20 protein-coding genes and 1 other annotated feature are annotated in these 18,882 nt (G+C 39.2%); of the genes, 5 read left to right on the top strand and 15 right to left on the bottom strand.

Annotated elements, in window-relative coordinates; translation table 11 throughout:
* Position 1: 1 nt before the first annotated feature.
* Genes rlmB through epsC form a run of 4 tightly spaced genes read right to left on the bottom strand, consistent with a single transcriptional unit; the run spans position 2 to position 3,226 of the window.
* Positions 2 to 754: a 23S rRNA (guanosine(2251)-2'-O)-methyltransferase RlmB gene (rlmB, locus tag ACQKMI_RS18195; protein ID WP_427491221.1), complete on the bottom strand. Its 753-nt coding sequence runs from the start codon at positions 752 to 754 to the stop codon at positions 2 to 4.
* Complete coding sequence (locus ACQKMI_RS18190) at positions 754 to 1,173, bottom strand: Mini-ribonuclease 3 (protein WP_427491219.1); 420 nt, start codon at positions 1,171 to 1,173, stop codon at positions 754 to 756. Before ACQKMI_RS18190 ends, rlmB begins: the two co-directional genes overlap by 1 nt.
* A gap of 5 nt (positions 1,174 to 1,178) precedes the next feature.
* On the bottom strand, positions 1,179 to 2,579 hold the full coding sequence (gene cysS, locus ACQKMI_RS18185; protein ID WP_427491217.1) for a cysteine--tRNA ligase: 1,401 nt from the start codon (positions 2,577 to 2,579) through the stop codon (positions 1,179 to 1,181).
* Positions 2,576 to 3,226 (bottom strand): serine O-acetyltransferase EpsC, encoded by a 651-nt coding sequence (gene epsC / locus ACQKMI_RS18180; protein ID WP_427491215.1) that lies wholly within the window; start codon positions 3,224 to 3,226, stop codon positions 2,576 to 2,578. The genes cysS and epsC overlap by 4 nt, the downstream gene beginning before the upstream one ends.
* 45 nt (positions 3,227 to 3,271) lie before the next feature.
* Between epsC and ACQKMI_RS18175 the strand changes: the two genes are divergently transcribed.
* On the top strand, positions 3,272 to 3,415 hold the full coding sequence (locus ACQKMI_RS18175; RefSeq protein WP_427491213.1) for a hypothetical protein: 144 nt from the start codon (positions 3,272 to 3,274) through the stop codon (positions 3,413 to 3,415).
* 144 nt (positions 3,416 to 3,559) lie between these two features.
* Positions 3,560 to 3,778 (bottom strand) — a binding site (T-box leader).
* A 50-nt stretch (positions 3,779 to 3,828) separates the two neighbouring features.
* Here ACQKMI_RS18175 and gltX read toward each other — a convergent pair.
* The 4 genes from gltX to ACQKMI_RS18155 all read right to left on the bottom strand — a co-directional run bounded on the left by gltX (position 3,829) and on the right by ACQKMI_RS18155 (position 7,947).
* Complete coding sequence (gene gltX, locus ACQKMI_RS18170) at positions 3,829 to 5,289, bottom strand: glutamate--tRNA ligase (protein ID WP_427491211.1); 1,461 nt, start codon at positions 5,287 to 5,289, stop codon at positions 3,829 to 3,831.
* Between the two features lie 91 nt (positions 5,290 to 5,380).
* Positions 5,381 to 5,857 carry a 2-C-methyl-D-erythritol 2,4-cyclodiphosphate synthase gene (gene ispF, locus ACQKMI_RS18165; RefSeq protein ID WP_053482833.1) on the bottom strand — a complete coding sequence of 159 codons (477 nt, stop codon included), beginning with the start codon at positions 5,855 to 5,857 and terminating at the stop codon, positions 5,381 to 5,383.
* Positions 5,858 to 6,156: 299 nt separating this feature from the next.
* Complete coding sequence (ispD, locus tag ACQKMI_RS18160; protein WP_427491262.1) at positions 6,157 to 6,849, bottom strand: 2-C-methyl-D-erythritol 4-phosphate cytidylyltransferase; 693 nt, start codon at positions 6,847 to 6,849, stop codon at positions 6,157 to 6,159.
* Positions 6,850 to 6,861: 12 nt separating this feature from the next.
* Positions 6,862 to 7,947, bottom strand: coding sequence for a PIN/TRAM domain-containing protein (locus ACQKMI_RS18155; protein WP_323648538.1), 1,086 nt, complete (start codon positions 7,945 to 7,947; stop codon positions 6,862 to 6,864).
* Positions 7,948 to 8,168: 221 nt separating this feature from the next.
* On the opposite strand from ACQKMI_RS18155, the gene ACQKMI_RS18150 reads away from it, so the two are divergent.
* Entirely contained in the window at positions 8,169 to 8,294 is a 126-nt protein-coding gene (locus ACQKMI_RS18150) for a hypothetical protein (RefSeq protein ID WP_427491209.1), read from the top strand.
* 176 nt (positions 8,295 to 8,470) lie between these two features.
* On the opposite strand, the gene radA is transcribed toward ACQKMI_RS18150, so the two are convergent.
* From radA to ACQKMI_RS18120, 6 genes are all read right to left on the bottom strand, one after another.
* A complete protein-coding gene (radA, locus tag ACQKMI_RS18145) occupies positions 8,471 to 9,847 on the bottom strand; it encodes a DNA repair protein RadA (RefSeq protein WP_427425638.1) in 1,377 nt (458 codons plus the stop codon).
* Positions 9,848 to 9,955: 108 nt separating this feature from the next.
* Positions 9,956 to 12,400 (bottom strand): ATP-dependent Clp protease ATP-binding subunit, encoded by a 2,445-nt coding sequence (locus tag ACQKMI_RS18140; protein ID WP_427491207.1) that lies wholly within the window; start codon positions 12,398 to 12,400, stop codon positions 9,956 to 9,958.
* The gene (locus ACQKMI_RS18135) at positions 12,390 to 13,499 is read right to left on the bottom strand and encodes a protein arginine kinase (RefSeq protein WP_427491205.1); all 1,110 of its coding nucleotides are present in this window, start codon (positions 13,497 to 13,499) and stop codon (positions 12,390 to 12,392) included. Before ACQKMI_RS18135 ends, ACQKMI_RS18140 begins: the two co-directional genes overlap by 11 nt.
* Positions 13,496 to 14,044: a UvrB/UvrC motif-containing protein gene (locus tag ACQKMI_RS18130; RefSeq protein ID WP_323648532.1), complete on the bottom strand. Its 549-nt coding sequence runs from the start codon at positions 14,042 to 14,044 to the stop codon at positions 13,496 to 13,498. Before ACQKMI_RS18130 ends, ACQKMI_RS18135 begins: the two co-directional genes overlap by 4 nt.
* A gap of 14 nt (positions 14,045 to 14,058) precedes the next feature.
* The gene (locus ACQKMI_RS18125) at positions 14,059 to 14,529 is read right to left on the bottom strand and encodes a CtsR family transcriptional regulator (RefSeq protein WP_079562396.1); all 471 of its coding nucleotides are present in this window, start codon (positions 14,527 to 14,529) and stop codon (positions 14,059 to 14,061) included.
* Positions 14,530 to 14,730: 201 nt separating this feature from the next.
* The gene (locus tag ACQKMI_RS18120; protein ID WP_427415293.1) at positions 14,731 to 15,036 is read right to left on the bottom strand and encodes a DUF4870 domain-containing protein; all 306 of its coding nucleotides are present in this window, start codon (positions 15,034 to 15,036) and stop codon (positions 14,731 to 14,733) included.
* Positions 15,037 to 15,157: 121 nt separating this feature from the next.
* Between ACQKMI_RS18120 and ACQKMI_RS18115 the strand changes: the two genes are divergently transcribed.
* Positions 15,158 to 15,841, top strand: a complete 684-nt coding sequence (locus ACQKMI_RS18115) for a class I SAM-dependent methyltransferase (RefSeq protein WP_427491201.1) — start codon at positions 15,158 to 15,160, stop codon at positions 15,839 to 15,841.
* Positions 15,842 to 15,881: 40 nt separating this feature from the next.
* Positions 15,882 to 16,841 (top strand): magnesium/cobalt transporter CorA, encoded by a 960-nt coding sequence (corA, locus tag ACQKMI_RS18110; protein WP_427491199.1) that lies wholly within the window; start codon positions 15,882 to 15,884, stop codon positions 16,839 to 16,841.
* 173 nt (positions 16,842 to 17,014) lie between these two features.
* Here corA and ACQKMI_RS18105 read toward each other — a convergent pair whose 3' ends face one another.
* Positions 17,015 to 17,224, bottom strand: coding sequence for a hypothetical protein (locus tag ACQKMI_RS18105; protein ID WP_427491197.1), 210 nt, complete (start codon positions 17,222 to 17,224; stop codon positions 17,015 to 17,017).
* A gap of 306 nt (positions 17,225 to 17,530) precedes the next feature.
* Between ACQKMI_RS18105 and ACQKMI_RS18100 the strand changes: the two genes are divergently transcribed.
* Positions 17,531 to 18,841: a protoglobin domain-containing protein gene (locus ACQKMI_RS18100; RefSeq protein WP_427491195.1), complete on the top strand. Its 1,311-nt coding sequence runs from the start codon at positions 17,531 to 17,533 to the stop codon at positions 18,839 to 18,841.
* The last annotated feature ends 41 nt before the right edge of the window (positions 18,842 to 18,882 follow it).

Below are 18,882 nucleotides of genomic sequence, written 5' to 3'. Positions count from 1 at the left end.
GTCAATCATTCGCTTCTTGACGTTTACGATACACTTCGTACATTAAAAGTGCAGCAGCTACCGATGCATTTAGTGATGTGACATGCCCAACCATCGGTAAATGATATAAAAAGTCACATTTCTCTTTTAATAAGCGGCTCATTCCTTTGCCTTCACTACCAATAATAATCGCAAGCGGCAATGTTGCATCCATTTTACGATAGTCTGCAGAACCTTTGGCATCTGTACCTGCAATCCATACTCCTCGTTCTTTTAACTCATCTACCGTCTGCGCTAGATTATTAACACGCACAACAGGTACATGCTCAATTGCTCCAGTTGATGACTTTGCCACTACAGCTGTCAAACTCACAGAACGGCGCTTCGGAATAATAATGCCGTGCGCACCTATCGCATCAGCAGTTCGCATAATAGAGCCTAGATTATGCGGATCCTCTAGCTCATCTAAAATTAAGAAAAATGGGTCTTCTTGTTTTTTTGCCGCAGCCGCAAATAAATCCTCTAGCTCCGCATATTGATATGCCGCAACAGAGGCAACAATTCCTTGGTGATTGGCATCTGATAATTGATCAACCTTTTTCTTCGGGACAAATTGAACAATGACACCACGTTCACGTGCCAAATCTAGAAGTTCGTTAACCCCCGATTTTTTCACACCTTCTGCAATCCATACTTTATTCATATCGCGGCCTGAACGAAGTGCTTCTAACACTGGGTTTTTACCGGCAATCATTTCTCCATTTTGCTCTGCCATTAATTTGACACTCCTTTCGATTCCTCGATTATTTGAATAGCGTATGCAATGATTGCATAAACGCGTTCTAATTCATTTAATAAAAATAAACTACCAAGCACAGCCTCAAAGCCTGAGCTATTACGGTATGTTTGAACATCTGTATTTTTCGGCACAGAGCCGGATTTGGCATTGCGTCCACGACGGAACACAGCCAACTCCTCCTCTGTTAAAAAGCCTTCATCCATCATTCGATGTACAATCATAGATTGTGCTTTCGCTGATACGTAACGTGTCGCTTCTCTATGAAGTATGTTAGGTTTGACACGGCCGACACGTAGCAAATGCTCGCGTATCTTTTGTTCTAAAACCGCGTCCCCCATATAGGCTAACGCTAATGCATTCAATTGCTTGACATCTTCGTTGCGGAGTTTATCCAAATCACTTACCCTCGTTTCCATCTAGTTCCTTGTCGCGTATCTTCTAAAATGATACCTTGCGCTTGCAAATGGTCACGAATTTCATCTGAACGAGCAAAATCACGATTTTTACGAGCTTCTATACGCTCCTGTAAAAGTGCTTCAATTTCTTCGTCTAATAACTCTTCTTCTTTTGCAAATTCAATACCTAAGACGTCACCTAACACCTCAAAAGTTTCAGTAAAACTCAATAATACTTTTTCATCAGTATTCGTTTCATTTAAATAAATATTTGCGATACGCGCTAATTCAAATAATACGGAAATGGCATTGGCTGTATTAAAATCATCATCCATCGCTTCTTCAAAATGAGCTTTTTGTTCAACAATTTTTTCAAGCCATTCTTCTGAGTGATCGCCTAAGCTTGCTGTTGCTGTTAAACGGTGTTTGATATTGTTGTAGGCAGTACGAATTCGTTCTAAACCATTTGCGGCTGCATCTACTAAATCCTTCGCAAAGTTAATCGGATGACGATAATGCACTGAAAGCATAAAGAAGCGTAAAATTTGCGGGTCAATTTGCTTACGAATATCATTAACGAGTATAAAATTACCAAGAGATTTGGACATTTTTTCATTATCAATATTAATATACCCATTGTGCATCCAATAACGCGCGAACGTTTTATCATTATGAGCTTCAGATTGTGCAATTTCATTTTCATGATGCGGGAATGTTAAATCTTGCCCACCAGCATGAATATCCATAGTATCTCCTAAATGCTCACGCGCCATTACTGAGCATTCAATATGCCAACCTGGACGTCCTTTGCCCCACGGACTTTCCCAGTAAATTTCACCTGGCTTCACAGCTTTCCATAGAGCGAAATCTAACGCATCATCTTTTTTCTCGCCAGCTTCTATACGAGCACCAATTTTTAAATCATCTACCGCTTGGTGAGATAATTTACCGTAACCATTAAATTTACGAGTTCGGTAATAAACATCACCAGCTGACTCATAAGCATAGCCCTTATCGACTAAAACTTGAATGAATTGAATGATATCATCCATATGCTCTGTTACGCGTGGATGTACATCTGCTTTCTTGCAGCCTAACGCTGTAACATCTTCAAAGTACGCATCAATAAAGCGTTCCGTTAATTCATGAACTTCTTCTCCAAGTTCATTAGCAGCCTTAATAATTTTGTCGTCCACATCTGTGAAATTTGAAACAAATTTCACATCGTAGCCTTTGTATTGAAAATAACGACGCACTGTATCGTAGACAATTACAGGACGTGAATTCCCAATATGAATGTAGTTATAAACTGTCGGACCGCAAACGTACATTTTTACTTTGCCTTCCTCCAGCGGTACGAAAGTTTCCTTTTGTCGTGTTAATGAGTTGAAAATTTGAATACTCATTGTGTTTCTCTCTCCTTTTGTAAGCGTTCGATTTCCTGATTCATTGCTGCAATCTGCTTCTCGAAAGCTTGACAACGTTCTTCTACAGGGTCAGGTATATTTTGGTGGTCAAGTTTTTTCTCTAGACGAACTCCATCCTTAATCACTATTTTACCAGGAATACCGACAACCGTAGCATTTGGTGGCACTTCTTTTAAGACAACTGAGCCTGCGCCAATTTTACTATTTTCACCAATTGTAATAGAACCTAACACTTTTGCACCTGTTGCAACTAGTACATTATCCTCTAATGTCGGATGGCGTTTTCCCTTTTCTTTCCCTGTACCACCTAAAGTAACACCTTGATACAACGTTACATTATCACCAATCTCACATGTTTCGCCAATGACAACGCCCATCCCATGGTCAATAAAGAAACGTCGACCGATTTTCGCCCCAGGGTGAATTTCAATTCCAGTAAAGAAGCGACTAATTTGTGAAATGGTACGGGCTATAAAATAAAAACGCTTTTTAAAGAACCAATGGGCAACTCGATGTGACCAAGTAGCGTGCAGGCCCGAGTATGTTAATATCACTTCGAATACACTGCGCGCTGCTGGATCATTCTCAAAAATCGTTTCTACATCTTCCTTCATTCTTTTAAACACAAAAGCTCCCCCTTTTCATTTTGATCTGCCTTGAACCTATCAATTATGCCTCGGCATAATTCCGTGACATCCGCCGGAGGCTTTGGCCAACGTGATGTTGGTCACTCAGTCATTGCCACAGGTCGTGGCGGTCTTAGACTGAGTTCCTCTATTTCAGTGGATGTTTGGACACCCGCTAAAAGTAGTTGAAAGCCCCACACAGTCAACTGCATCCCTGGCCTACTGACGTTGATTTCACCGCAGAGTTAGTCGAGTGAAATTTAGCGCATCCTCCACTTCTAGTCCTATGTCCAGAAAATAAAAAAGCGCCCCTATCATCCCCTATAAAGGGATGACAGAGACGCTAAAATTGCGCGGTTCCACTCTGATTGAAGGCGAATGCCTTCCACTCTGGACGTTCTGTAACGGGAACGAATCGATAAAGCCTACTATTTGTTCAGCTTTATGCTCAAAGGTGCATTTCAGTTTTGCCTAGGCTCAGACCACTTTCAGCCGGTGATGGTCCTCTCTTAAGAGCATGCGCCACTTACTTCTCCTTATCAACGCTTTCTCAATGTAAATACATTTTACAACGAACTGATAAATTGTCAATCAATTTCTACTTATTGCGCAAATTTTTCTACACGATCAATTGTTTTCTGTTTGCCAATTAAGCAAATCGCGTTAGGAAGCTCTGGACCATGCGTTTCACCCGTCGTTACGACGCGGATTGGCATAAATAGATTTTTACCTTTGTGACCTGTTTCTTTTTGAACAGCTTTAATAGCCGCTTTGACAGTATCAGGCGTAAATTCCTCTAAACCTTCAAGCTGTGCTTTAAATGCAGTCATTACCTCAGGTACCTGCTCACCTGCTAAAACTGCTTTTGCTTCTTCATCATATTCAATATGATCGTTAAAGAATAGGCGAGATAGTTCTACAATTTCAGCACCAAAGCTCATTTGATCATGATAAAGTGCGATTAAATCTGTAGCCCATACGCGTTCTTCTTCTGTTAGCTCCTCTGGTAATAAACCAGCTTTTTGTAAGTGTGGTAAAGATAATGCCACTACTTCTTCTAAAGATAATTTTTTAATGTATTGGTTATTCATCCAAGTAAGCTTTTGTTTATCGAACATAGATGGTGATTTTGAAAGACGTTTTTCATCAAAGATTTTAATAAATTCTTCTTTTGAGAAAATCTCTTCTTCCCCTTCAGGAGACCAGCCAAGTAATGCGAAGAAATTGAACATTGCTTCAGGTAGGTAACCTAAATCTTTATATTGTGTTACGAATTGAATAATTGATTCATCACGTTTTGATAATTTTTTGCGGTTTTCATTAATAATTAATGTCATATGACCAAAGCGTGGATATTCCCAGCCAAATGCATCAAAAATCATCATTTGTTTTGGTGTATTCGATAAATGCTCTTCACCACGGAATACATGCGAAATTTCCATAAAGTGATCATCTAGCACTACCGCATAGTTATACGTTGGGATACCGTTTGCTTTAACAAGTACCCAGTCACCAATATCTTTTGACTCAAACGATACTTGTCCACGTACTAAATCCTCAAACTCATATGTTACATTTTCAGGCACGCGCATACGAATTGTATATTGTTCACCATCAGCTTCTTTAGCTGCAACTTCCTCTGCTGATAAATGACGACAAGTACCATCATAAGTTGGAGCTGCAACACCTCGTGCTTTTTGTTCTTCACGAGACGCTTCTAATTTCTCAGAAGAACAGAAGCATTTGTAAGCTAAACCTTGCTCTAATAGTTTCTCAGCGTGCTCTTTATAAACATCAAGACGCTCCATTTGACGATAAGGTGCATATGGTCCACCGATATCGATCGACTCATCATATTCCATACCTAACCATTTTAAGTTATCAAGCTGAGATGCTTCTCCGCCCTCTACATTACGCTCAATATCTGTATCCTCAATACGTACGATGAATTTACCGTTATGATGTTTTGCATATAAATAGTTAAATAACGCTGTACGCGCTCCACCGATATGTAAGAAACCAGTAGGGGATGGCGCGTAACGAACACGAACTTCTTTCGCCATAATTAAAAGCCTCCTAAATTTTCGTTCAAAAAATTGACTTTGTTCATTTTACCACTCTGTTACAGGAAATAAAAGCGCTGAGCGCCTGCTTTTATTTCTTCATCAATAGGATTGTCGCCATCGCAGCGATCCCTTCCTCGCGACCTGTAAAACCTAAACGCTCAGTTGTTGTTGCTTTAACATTCACTTGAGAAGGCTCTGCATGAAGCAATTCAGCAATACGATTTTGCATTTGTTCAATGTACGGTGCCATTTTCGGACGTTGTGCCATAATCGTACAATCCACATTACCTAGAACATAGCCCTTATCCTCAACAATTTTCCAAATATGCTCCAGTAATTTCGCTGAATCAGCATCCTTGAATGCTGGATCCGTATCTGGGAAATGACGACCGATATCGCCCTCACCAATAGCCCCTAACGCTGCATCTGTTACAGTATGTAATAAAACATCTGCATCCGAATGCCCTACTAACCCTTTTTCATGAGGAATTGTTATACCACCAATAATTAATGGACGCCCTTCTTCAAATGCATGAACGTCAAATCCTTGTCCTACTCGAAACATATGATTTTGAGACTGTCTAATAAGATAACACCAACCGAAGCTCATTTACTTCAAAAGTATGCAGACTTAATAAGCTTCTATTCAGCTTCTAAGGCAGTCTCATTCACCTTCCTTCACTTTTATATTTACTCTACATTATACCCTCACATTTTAACATATTTCCTAGGAAATTGAGTTGGTAGTGAACAGTACTGTGAAATCAATTATGCCTCGGCATAATTGCGTACGGAATCGGAAAGAAAGATAAATGTAAAATCTCATCAGCAAATTATAATGCTGATGAGATTATTAGTTTGTTATTATAATTTTTTCAAAGCACGTTTACGCAAGATTGCTTCACCAAAAACTAAATCCTCTTGGGTCGTCATCTTTACATTTTCGTAGCTGCTTTCTACAATATGCACCTCATGGCCAAGACGTTCAACAAGCATTGCTTCATCAGTACCAAGGAAGCCCACCTTCTCAGCGACATCCTCCGCCTCTACAATCAAATCAAATTGAAATGCTTGAGGGGTTTGAATCATCCATAAGCTTTCTCGGTCAATCGTCTCTTCAATAACACCATCACGTACTTTTTTCATCGTATCCTTCGCACGAACACCCGCAATCGCAGCGCCAAAGTCATGCGCATTTTGCACAAGATTCGCTATAATGTCGTGAGTAATAAATGGACGCGCAGCATCATGCACTAGCACAATATCAACCTGCTTCATTTCTTTCATGCACGAATGGACGGAATGCTGTCGCTCTGCACCACCATCAGGTAAACCTTTCACTTTAGTAATTCCATACCTCTCTAGCATTTCTTGAATACATACACGCTCTTCAGGCTTTACTGCAAGCCAAATACCTGTACACTGACTATCCTGTTCAAATACCTCCAGTGTGTGTATGAGGATCGGTTTTTCTAAAAGATTTAAAAATAACTTGTTTTGCCCTGCGCCCATTCGCTTTCCGCTTCCTGCAGCAGGCAATACTACTTCATATTGCACATTTCCCACTTCCTAGTCATCCTTTGGTTTAGCAAAAATCATACGACCTGCTGATGTTTGAAGAACACTTGTTACGGTTACTGTAATTGCCTGTCCTATATAGCTACGTCCACCTTCAACAACGATCATTGTGCCATCATCTAAATAAGCAACCCCTTGATTATGCTCTTTCCCATCTTTAATAACCATCACTTGCATATTCTCACCTGGAATTACGACAGGTTTGACCGCATTTGCTAAATCATTGATATTCAGCACTTTAACGTGGTGTAACTCGCAAACCTTGTTAAGGTTAAAGTCGTTCGTCACTATTTGTGTGTCGATGCCCCTTTTCTTTGCAAGGCGCACTAGTTTTAAGTCAACCTCTTGAACATCCTCAAAGTCCTCTTCAGTAATTTCAACATTCGTCATACGTTCATCTTGTAATTTTTTCAAAATATCTAAGCCGCGGCGCCCTCTTGTACGCTTTAACGTATCCGAAGAATCTGCAATATGCTGGAGCTCAGTAAGAACAAATTGGGGTACAACTAGTGTACCTTCTATAAAGCCTGTTTCAGAAATATCTGCAATACGACCATCAATAATAACACTAGTATCTAACAGTTTATAGCTTCCTCGTACCTCTTGAGGCTCTACACCTTCCGCTAGTTTTTTCTTTGAAGTGTTACCACGCAAAGTAAATAGCTGGATTAATTCATCTCGCTTTTTAAAGCCTACACGGAACCCTAAATATCCAAGCACAAATGACAGTATAATTGGTAAAACCTTTGTAAAACTCGGCAAATCCATACTATCGATTGCAAACCCTAAGAAATAAGCAACGATTAGTCCAATAATAAGTCCAAGTGTACCAAATAATAAGTCACCAACCGGTACTTTAAATAGCACCTCTTCCATCCAGCTAATAAGCTTTACAAAATAATCCGAAAAGGCAAATGATAATGTAAATAGTAAAAGCGCTCCTAAAGCTACTGATACGTAAGGGTTATCAAGCCAAGGATTAGATGATAAATGAAGCAATTCGTATAATGGCGGTAAGAAAACAAGGCCTAATGCTCCTCCAATCAGTAAAAAAGCAATTTGAACAAATTTTTTCATAAACTGTCACCTCCCATTCTTAATATATAATTATACATAGTTTACTGCAGAAAATCTTTTATGACCCCATCAAAGCATCGGTAATTTCATCCATTTATTGATCATCCCGAGTCTACTGAAAATCGATTACTAAAATTCTTCACACTATACTCAACAACGCTCTTTAGCATCCGCTGGGCAATCAATTATGCCTCCGCATAATTGCGTCCGGAATCGGCTTTGTGCTTAGGCCTGAAAATGTTTTTTATGCGAAAGCGAAGCGACAGCAACAACAACAACAACAACATGAGCGCCGACACGATGTCGGTCATCTCGGTAATACACAGGACGTGGCATTTTTAGACTGAGTTCCTCTATTTTAGCGGGTGTTTGGACACCCGGTGAAAGAAGTTAAACAAGCACTTTTACGGACGTTATCATAGACGCCAATCCCCCTCTTAGAGTTTCCTACCTTCTATCTATGAACTCTACTCATGCAATTAAAAGTGCATGTCAGAACATAGTCCAACATGCACAAACCTCTTTATAGCTCTCTAAAGCAAGCATTTAATGCATCCTTTATCGTTTCTACACCAACTATCTCAATACCTTGTGGGAAATCCCAGCCACCGATATTTGAGGCTGGTATGAAGGCCCGTTTAAATCCGAGCTTTGCTGCTTCAATCACACGTTGTTCAATACGAGATACACGACGCACCTCGCCTGTCAAACCTACTTCCCCAATAAAGCAATCCGTTGCCCTAACAGCTTGATCCTTAAAACTCGAAACAATACTTGTCAACACAGCCAAATCAATGGCAGGCTCATCAAGCTTCACGCCGCCAGCAACTTTAATATATGCATCCTGTGCCTGCAGCATGAGACCCATTCTCTTTTCAAGGACGGCCATAAGCAGTTGCACACGATTTTGATCGACACCCGTTGCCATTCGTTTCGGATAATTAAAGCTTGTTGGTGTTACCAGTGACTGAATTTCAACTAGAATTGGCCTTGTACCTTCCATTGAGGCTACGATTGTTGACCCAGCCGCCCCTTGTGAACGCTCCTGTAGGAACAACTCAGACGGGTTTAACACTTCCTTTAAGCCCCCCTGAAGCATTTCAAAAATAGCAATTTCATTCGTAGAGCCAAAGCGGTTTTTTTGGCTGCGTAAAATACGGTGATTATGATGTCGTTCCCCTTCAAAATACAATACCGTATCAACCATATGCTCCAAAATACGTGGTCCTGCAATTTGTCCCTCTTTTGTTACATGTCCGACTAAAAATATGGCAATTCCTTTTGTTTTTGCAATTCGCATAAGTTCTGCTGTACATTCACGCACTTGCGATACACTACCCGGTGCACTTGTTACCTCTGGATGAAAAACAGTTTGAATAGAATCGACAATAACAAACTTTGGCTGCACATCATCAATGGTCTGATTTAAAAGCTCTAAATTCGTTTCAGAATATATATAAAGCTCCTGTGAGATCACTCCTAAACGTTCTGCACGCAGCTTTGTTTGACGGATGGATTCCTCACCAGAAATATAGAGCACACGATGTCCCTTGTTCGAAAGCAACGCAGATACTTGTAATAATAATGTCGACTTCCCTATCCCAGGATCTCCCCCAATTAACACAAGAGAACCTGGTACGATGCCTCCGCCTAATACTCGGTTAAGCTCACCCATTTCTGTTGCAACTCGCGATTCCTCAGCAGCTTCAATTTGCATAATAGGGAGAGCCTTTTGGGTAACCGTAGCAGAGTGTTGGAATGCACCTCGTGGCCCTTTTGCAACGACCTCCACCTCTTCGACCATCTTATTCCATTCCCCACATCCTGGACATCTTCCCATCCATTTTGCGGATTCATAACCACAGCTTGAACATACGAATTTTGTTTTTTTCTTTGCCAAATTACATCCACCTCGAATATTTGTTCTTATATTTATTATTGTACATAAAAAAAGACAGCTTGGCACTTAAAGCCTCGCTGTCTTTTTGAATCTCACGCTGCGGGAGAATTATTTAGAAGTAGAAACTTCCTCTTTTTTCTTTACAACAAACTCATCATTCACGTAATCAATGATCACTTGGTTGCCCTTCTCTACATTACCTTTCAACAGTTCTTCCGATAAACGGTCTTCTACTTGTTTTTGTAATGCACGACGTAGTGGGCGAGCACCGTATTGAGGATCGTAGCCTTCTTCTGCAATTTTTTCAAGAGCCGAATCCGTTAACTCTAACGAAATGTCTTGCTCTTTTAGACGTTTTGTTAAAGCATTCGCCATCATCGCTACGATTTCTTTTAAATGTTCTTTTTCTAGTGAGTGGAAGACGATCATTTCGTCGATACGGTTTAAGAATTCTGGGCGGAATGCTTTTTTCAGTTCCTCCAGCATTGTACCCTTCATATCTTTATACTTCGTATTCGTACCACCTACATTGAAGCCAAGGTTTTTCTGATATTTTAAAGCATCCGCACCAACGTTTGATGTCATAATAACAACTGTGTTGCGGAAATCCACCACGCGACCTTTAGAATCTGTTAAACGGCCATCTTCAAGTACTTGAAGTAAGATATTGAAAACATCTGGATGAGCCTTCTCAATCTCATCTAGTAATACTACAGAATATGGTTTACGACGAACCTTTTCTGTTAGTTGACCGCCATCATCAAAGCCTACATAGCCCGGAGGTGAACCAACTAAACGTGAAGTCGAATGTTTTTCCATGTACTCAGACATATCAACACGAATCATTGCGTCCTCATCGCCAAACATAACTTCCGCTAATGCTCTAGCAAGCTCTGTTTTACCAACCCCTGTAGGGCCTAAGAAAATAAATGAACCAATTGGTCGTTTCGGATCTTTCAAGCCAGCTCTTGCACGACGAATTGCGCGAGAAATTGCTTCTACCGCTTCTCCTTGACCTACAACACGTTTGTGTAACTCTTCTTCAAGTTGTAATAACTTAGAAGATTCTTCGGAAGCAATTTTTGATACTGGAATTCCAGTCCACATAGACACTACCGCTGCTACATCATCCACTGTCACTTTTGATTCGGCTTTCCCTTGCTCTTCTTTCCAATTTTTTCTCGTAGTTTCAATTTCATCTTTTAGTTTTTGCTCTGTATCTCTTAATGATGCTGCTTTTTCAAATTCTTGACCTGAGACAGCCGCATTCTTTTCAGAACGTACACTTTCAAGCTTATCTTCAAGTGCCTTTAAGTTTGGTGGCACTGCGAATGAACGTAAGCGTACTTTAGAACCTGCTTCATCAATTAAGTCGATCGCCTTATCTGGTAAGAATCGATCAGAAATATACCGGTCACTCATTTTTGCTGCCGCTTCAATTGCTTCATCTGTAATTTTCACACGGTGATGTGCTTCATAACGATCACGTAAGCCTTGAATAATTAGAATCGCTTCTTCTACAGTTGGTTCATCAACTTGAATTGGTTGGAAACGGCGCTCTAATGCCGCATCCTTCTCAATATATTTACGATACTCATCTAGTGTTGTTGCACCAATACATTGAAGCTCGCCACGTGCTAAAGATGGTTTTAAAATATTTGATGCATCAATGGCACCTTCTGCACCGCCGGCACCGATCAATGTATGCAATTCATCGATAAATAAAATTACATTACCAGCTTGGCGAATTTCATCCATTACTTTTTTCAAGCGATCCTCAAATTCACCGCGATATTTTGTTCCAGCAACAACAGTCCCCATATCAAGTGTCATAACACGTTTATCACGAAGAATTTCTGGCACTTCATTATTAATAATTTGCTGTGCTAAGCCTTCAGCAATAGCCGTTTTACCGACACCAGGCTCACCGATTAATACAGGGTTATTTTTTGTACGGCGAGAAAGAACCTCGATAACACGTGTAATCTCCTTGCTTCGACCAATGACCGGATCTAGAGTGCCTTCACGAGCAATTTGCGTTAAATCACGCGCAAGGCTATCTAATGTTGGTGTATTGGCAGCCTGTGCAGCTTGTTGACCAGATTGAGCATTGTCGTTATTGCCTAATAGCAATAGCACTTGCTGACGAGCTTTATTCAATCCGACACCGGCATTATTTAATACACGAGCCGCTATACCTTCACCTTCACGAATAAGCGCCAATAGTAAATGCTCTGTTCCAATATAGGAATGGCCTAATTTTCGTGATTCATCGACTGATAGCTCTATTACTTTTTTAGCTCGAGGTGTGTAGTGGACAATCGGGCCAACATCCTCTTTACCTTTTCCTACAAGCTCTTCAATACCTGCTTCAATCATTTGAGGGCTAATATCAATGGCTTCTAATGCTTTTGCAGCGATACCGCCACCTTCGCGGATAAGCCCTAAAAGAATATGCTCTGTTCCAATTGATTCGTGCTTCCAACGAATTGCCTCTTCTTGTGCAAGCTGTAATACTTTTTGTGCGCGTTGTGTAAAACGATTAAACATCAAATGAATCCTCTCCTTTTCCCCGAATAGTAGGCTTACTCATATTTTCGCGAGATAGTGCCTCACGAAGCATTTCAGCCCGTACGCGATCTCGCTTAGCAGGCGGCAAAACGTCCCCTGCATAATTCTGTAAAAACCCAGGTTGCATACTGACTACACATTCGTTTAATTTAGTCGCTTTAATACCTTCAATTAACTGTAAATCTACTCCTAAACGAACATTGGATAGACAGGTAGCAGCTTCCTCACTCGTTAAAATCCTGGCATATGTTAACGTACCTAAAGCACGGTACACACGGTCTTCTAGAGCAAGCTCTGCTTTTTCCATTAACTTGCTTCTTGCATGCCGTTCTTTTTGAATTATTTTTTCAGCGACACTTTGGATGTCCGCTAAAATGTCATCCTCTGTTTTTCCTAGTGTAATCTGATTTGACACTTGGTAAACGTTACCTATATTTTCGCTACCTTCTCCATATATTCCTCTTACCGTCATTCCTAATCGTGTCATTGCATTAATGATTTGATTCATCTGACCCGTGAGTGTAAGGGCTGGCAGGTGCATCATGACAGATGCTCGCAAACCAGTACCAATATTTGTCGGGCAACTTGTTAAATAACCAAATGTATCTCGGAATGCATAAGGCAAAGCTTTCTCTAAGGTACGATCAATTTTATTGGCCTGCTCGTATGCCTGTAGAAGTTGAAAACTCGCTGTCATACATTGAATGCGTAAATGGTCTTCTTCGTTCACCATAATGCTAATTGATTCGTCATCCGATAAGAGCATGGAGCCAACTTCCTCTTTTTTTGCAAGCTGAGGACTAATTAAATGTTTTTCTACAAGTATTTGACGTTGTAAAGGCGTTAAATCTTTAATAGCAAAATATGAATAATTTTCTTGAAGTTCTGTACTGTCCTTTATCGCATGTGTAACTGCCTGTTCTACATGTAATGCTTCATCCTCTGTAAAGGCTAATGGAAAACGATAACCATCTAAATTTCGAGCAAGGCGGATGCGTGTACTAATGACAATATCTGAATAATCGTCCTCCACACTCATCCATATTGGTGTAGCACGCTCTAAAAACGATTCAATCATCACGACACATCACCACCTTCAAATTGTACCTGCTTCTCAAGTTCCTTTGCTTCATCGCGAAGCTTAGCTGCCTCTTCAAATTGTTCTTTATCTACAGCAAGCTTCATACGTTTACGAATATCCTCAATTTGCTTTTTGATGACATAAACATTGCTTCGAGCACCGGGCATTTTCCCTATATGTTGAGGACCAGCCTGTATACGGTTAAAGAGCTTCGGTAAGTGCTCGCTAAAGGTGTCATAGCAGCTAGGGCATCCAAATTTACCTTCTTTTAAAAACTGTTTATACGTAAATCCACATTGTGGGCATGTTTGCGGTTGTGGCGGTGCTTGCTGCTTTTCACCCACTTTTTGTTGCTGCCATGTAGGTGAGCCAAACCAATTGGATAATAGCTGTTGAATAGATACTGGCTCTTGCTTAAATTCAGCATGAAATGGATGGAACTGCGAGGCGCAGACGTCACAATAATGATGCTCCACCTTTTGACCACTTTGAACTTGTGTTACAGTAACTGTCGCATTACGCTGCTTACAATGTTCGCAAATCATTTCCATCACCTCTTTTACTTTTGCTGTTCATATTTAATCGTTGTTAGCATCGCTCGTAAAATTTTTGCTCGAATATGATCCCGTAATGGGAGTTGCAAATCGATAGTTGAGCGATCAACTGCTGCTAATATTATTTTCGCTTCTCGCCTTGAAATTACCTGCTCATCAATTAGTCGATAAACTAAATCTTCTGCCATTATTTGCGATGCCCCACCTTCTATTTGCCTGAGGACATCATCGATTAGATCAATTTGTGAATTCGCGCGGACACGTAAAATTCGAATGTATCCACCACCACCACGTTTGCTTTCAACAAGGTAACCTCGTTCGGCAGTAAATCTTGTATTAATTACATAATTTATTTGTGAGGGCACGCACTGAAATTTATCTGCGATTTCACTACGTTTTATTTCAATATGCCCCTCTCCACCTAATTCAAGTACTTGCTTTAAGTAGCCTTCTATGATGTCTGATATATTACGCATTTTAGGAATACACCTCGCTTACTACACTGACTTTGACTATCTTTGACTTTCTTTGAGTATATTATACAAAACGCTTGAAAATAATTGCAATTATTTCGCACACAGAAAAAATCCGCCGAGTGCTTTAGCTATAAGATACCCTTATCAGCAAAAGAAAAAACGCAAGCATATGCAATTAGCATATACTTGCGTCTATAAAAATTATACCCAACGACCAACAATTGGATAACGCCAAGGCTCATCAGATAAAGCCTTCACAATACCGATAATTGGCGCAATAAAATAGATAATCCCGAAAACAATTAAGAACGGTATACCAATGAGCAGGAAGCTTAAAATACCCGAAATTGTAAGTAATACCACCATCACAACTTGGAACAATAAGGCCTGCACAGAAATGCTCTTTACCTCTTCTTCCGAACTAATTAAGAAAAATATTATAGGTACTAACCATGGCGCAAAAAATGCACTTGCGTGTATGATTACCTTAGACCATTTAGTTTCCATTTATATCAACCCTTCCATATAATTTTTTTATTTTATGTACTATCTTTTACGGAACTACGCCTTAAATAGTTTCAACTTTGAATTGGATTTATAAAATTTTTTGAAAGGCATGTGATACTTGATGGAATTTAATAACACACTTGCAAATGAATATGAAAAAGGTATTCGTCGCACGCTACCTAGCTACGATGCCATGCTGCGCTTAACACAAACCTTTTATCAATCTGCATTACCTGAGAACGCTGAATTTTTAGTAGTTGGCTCCGGAAGCGGTAATGAAATTTTACAGCTCGCTGAGAAAAGACCTCATTGGTCATTTGTTGGTATCGATCCGTCAGAAGCGATGCTACAAATAGCTGGCGAACGTTTAAAATCTCTACCTAATAATATTTCTTTATATCAAGGAACTATACTGGATACAAAGTTACCTTCAGTAAAATTTGATGCAGCCAGCTGTGTACTAGTGCTTCATTTTATACAAGATGACCAAGAGAAGCTTGCAACATTAAAAAAAACAGCAAATAATTTAAAGCCTGGTGCTCCATTTGTGCTCGTCTCAAAATACGGGCAGCCGGGTACCTTAGAAACCGAGCTACAATTTGATTTATGGCGTGCTTATTGGCTACAGCATACAAAGCTATCACCATCAGACGTAGCGGAAATGGAGAAATCCATACGTTCTCTTTCATTTATGCGTGAAGAAGACATTTTATCACTATTACAGCAGGCAGGCTTTACAAAACCATCTAGATTCTTTGCCACTACTTTATTTGGCGGTTGGATATGTTATAAAGAAAACGTATAAAATCATTTAGGATAGAATTAAAAGAATTGAGGTGAATGCTGTGATACGCACTATTGGAATTACAAAAGATCAAAAACTTATAAAGGAATTTCCGCTTGAAGATATACACAAAAACGAATTTGAATGGTACTGGGTCGATTTTAATTGTCCGACCGATGAGGAAGAACAACTGTTAGATACATTTTTCCATTTCCACCCACTCGCTATAGAAGATTGTTTAATGCGTTTACAGCGGCCAAAGCTCGATTTTTATGATGATTTCCATTTCTTTGTTATTCAAAGGATGAACGAAGAATTAACAGCTGAGGAAGTAAATATTTTTGTTTCTAATAAATTCATTGTCACATTCCACAAAAATGGAGCACCGGAAATAGATCGAGTACAAATGATGTTAGAAAAACAGCCGAAAAATTGGGAACGTGGCACAGTATATTTAACGTACCAGGTAATCGATAAAATTGTTGATAACTATTTCCCACTTGTTTATAAAATTGAGGATCATTTAAATACACTTGAAGATGAGCTTACCTATCAAAGTAACCCCAATGCTATGAAAATTGTATTTGAATTCCGTAGTGATTTGCTCGATTTAAGGCGCACCATTTTACCAATGCGTGATTTATTATATCGTATCCTTAACTCTTATCGATTTTCACTAAAAAAATCAGAACGAGCTTATTTCGGAGATATTTACGACCATCTGCTAAAACTCACCGAAATGATCGAATCTAATCGCGAGCTCACTGCTGATATGCGTGATAGCTATATGGCGATGAGCTCTACTCGCATGAATGGCATTATGATGACCTTAACAATTGTTTCAACAATCTTTATTCCCCTAACATTTATTGCCGGTGTTTATGGAATGAATTTTGACCATATGCCCGAGCTACATGGGAAGTATAGCTACTTTATCGTACTCGGAATTATGATTTTTATCGCATTATTTATGCTGGCAATCTTTAAACTTAAAGGCTGGTTCAATTTATTTAAAACTTAAAAGTCATCGTTTATCCTTGGATATAACGTCACAACCCGAACCACAGGACCGGAGTGACAAGTAGATTGAAACCAAGCCCGGAAAAAGCGTCTCTTAGCTTGGAAATCAACCATTTATTCTTTTGTCGACATGCTAAAGGCACCTTAGAGATTTTTCTAAGGTGCCTTTCACTGTTAGTAAGGACCGCGATCATCAATTTTATTTTCACCTTGCTGTGGAAATAAAAAGTATGCAAGTACCCCAGATACTAATGTTGCACAGATAGTAATTAATAGTTGATCTAAGTCTGGTACTTCTGCATAGTAGTTTCTTAACATGTACACCGACCCTATTGCTACAATTACCATAACCGGAATGACAAATTTGAAACGTTTCTTCTCCATATAATACCTCCTCAAAACTATTGTTACGTTCAAGCTAAACAGTTCGTATTTTACAGGTTTCCTATTTCAAATTCAATTTACCTATTACCTTTTTAGTAGTCTATTTCATGACTTTTCATCGACAATCATCTATTAATTGATAAAAAAATATAGAAATAAACTAAAATTTCAACCAAATATAGTACAAAAAATAGTAGAATATATTAAATACTATATATTCCGCAAATTAACAACCCAAGTAATTTAATAGGTATTTAGTTTACTATTTTATACATAATACGGACCTAAGAAATGGAGCAAACAACGATGAGTTGGTTTACAAAAAAGAACGATTCTAGCTACTCAATTACATTAGTACCTGAAAATTATAAGAGCGATGTACAATTGGATGTATCAAACTATCCAAACCTTCAAAAACAGTTACAGCTTTTAGATTTAACAATTGAGGATTTAGCCATCATTAAACAACTACAGCCTTTAGCTAAGGATTTAGTTCCTAAAATGGTGGATCAATTTTATGCAGCCATTAGTTTGAGCCAAGATTTGTTAGAAATTATAAACAGAACGTCACAAATCGAGCGTTTAAAAGTTACTTTACATAAACATTTGAGTGATATTTTTGAAAGTCGTATTAATGACTCTTATATTAATGAACGAAAGGCAATTGCCGAAACTCATGTTCGAATTGGTCTACAATCGAAGTGGTATATCGCCTCATTCCAATCATTAACAACGACCTTTACACGCTTTACAAATGAGTTAGATGTATCGAAAGATGATGCAATCCGTGCAATCAATGCCTTTTGCAAAATCATTAACTTCGAGCAGCAGCTTGTAATCGAAGCCTATGAAAAAGAAGAGGAACGCATTCGTGCAGTAGACGGTGAAACAAAACATGCACTTGTTACGACCATTCAAAAAACGGCAGAGGAACTTAATGCGATTAGTGAAGAAACAGCAGCTTCTTTATTAGTCATTTCCTCTCAAACAGATGATATCGCAGTAGCTACAAAGCAAGGTTTAACCTTCGTTGCTGATACACAGGAAAAATCCAGACGTGGACAGCAGCAGCTGCAAGATCAAAATGATTTAATACAGGTAATTTTACAAAGTGTAAACAGTCTCGATGTTACGATGAACCAGTTACGCACATCTTCTCAAAAAATATCGGAAATTGTAGGACTGGTGACAGGAATTGCCGATCAAACGAACTTATTAGCACTGAATGCTTCTATCGAGGCAGCCCGAGCAGGTGAACATGGTAAAGGCTTTGCTGTTGTTGCAGAGGAAGTTCGTAAGCTTGCTGAAGAAACAAAAAATGCGGTACAAAATGTTTCTCATCTCATTAAAGAAACAGAAAGTAATATTACAACAATGTCGACTTCGGTTATTAACGTTGATCAAAAGATTCAACATAGCGTAGATACGCAAAACAGTTTATCTAAATCGTTTAATGATATCGCCGATGCTGTTTCTGGGATTCAACAGCAGTATGTAAATACATCAAGAGATATTTCAGCCATCTCTAATTTGATTACTGAACTGTCACAAGGCGCTACACTTGTTTCTTCTTCTTCCGATTCACTTATTAACGTGGTAAATGAATTACAAATGTAAGTACGAAAAAGGGAAACTGACAGCATACGTCAATTTCCCTT

The sequence above is a fragment of the Lysinibacillus sp. NPDC097214 genome, from assembly GCF_050277945.1.
Taxonomy (GTDB): Bacteria; Bacillota; Bacilli; order Bacillales_A; family Planococcaceae; genus Lysinibacillus; species Lysinibacillus xylanilyticus_B.
Note: the sequence above shows the minus strand (reverse complement) of the source record. Positions and strands in the feature narration are given on the sequence as shown.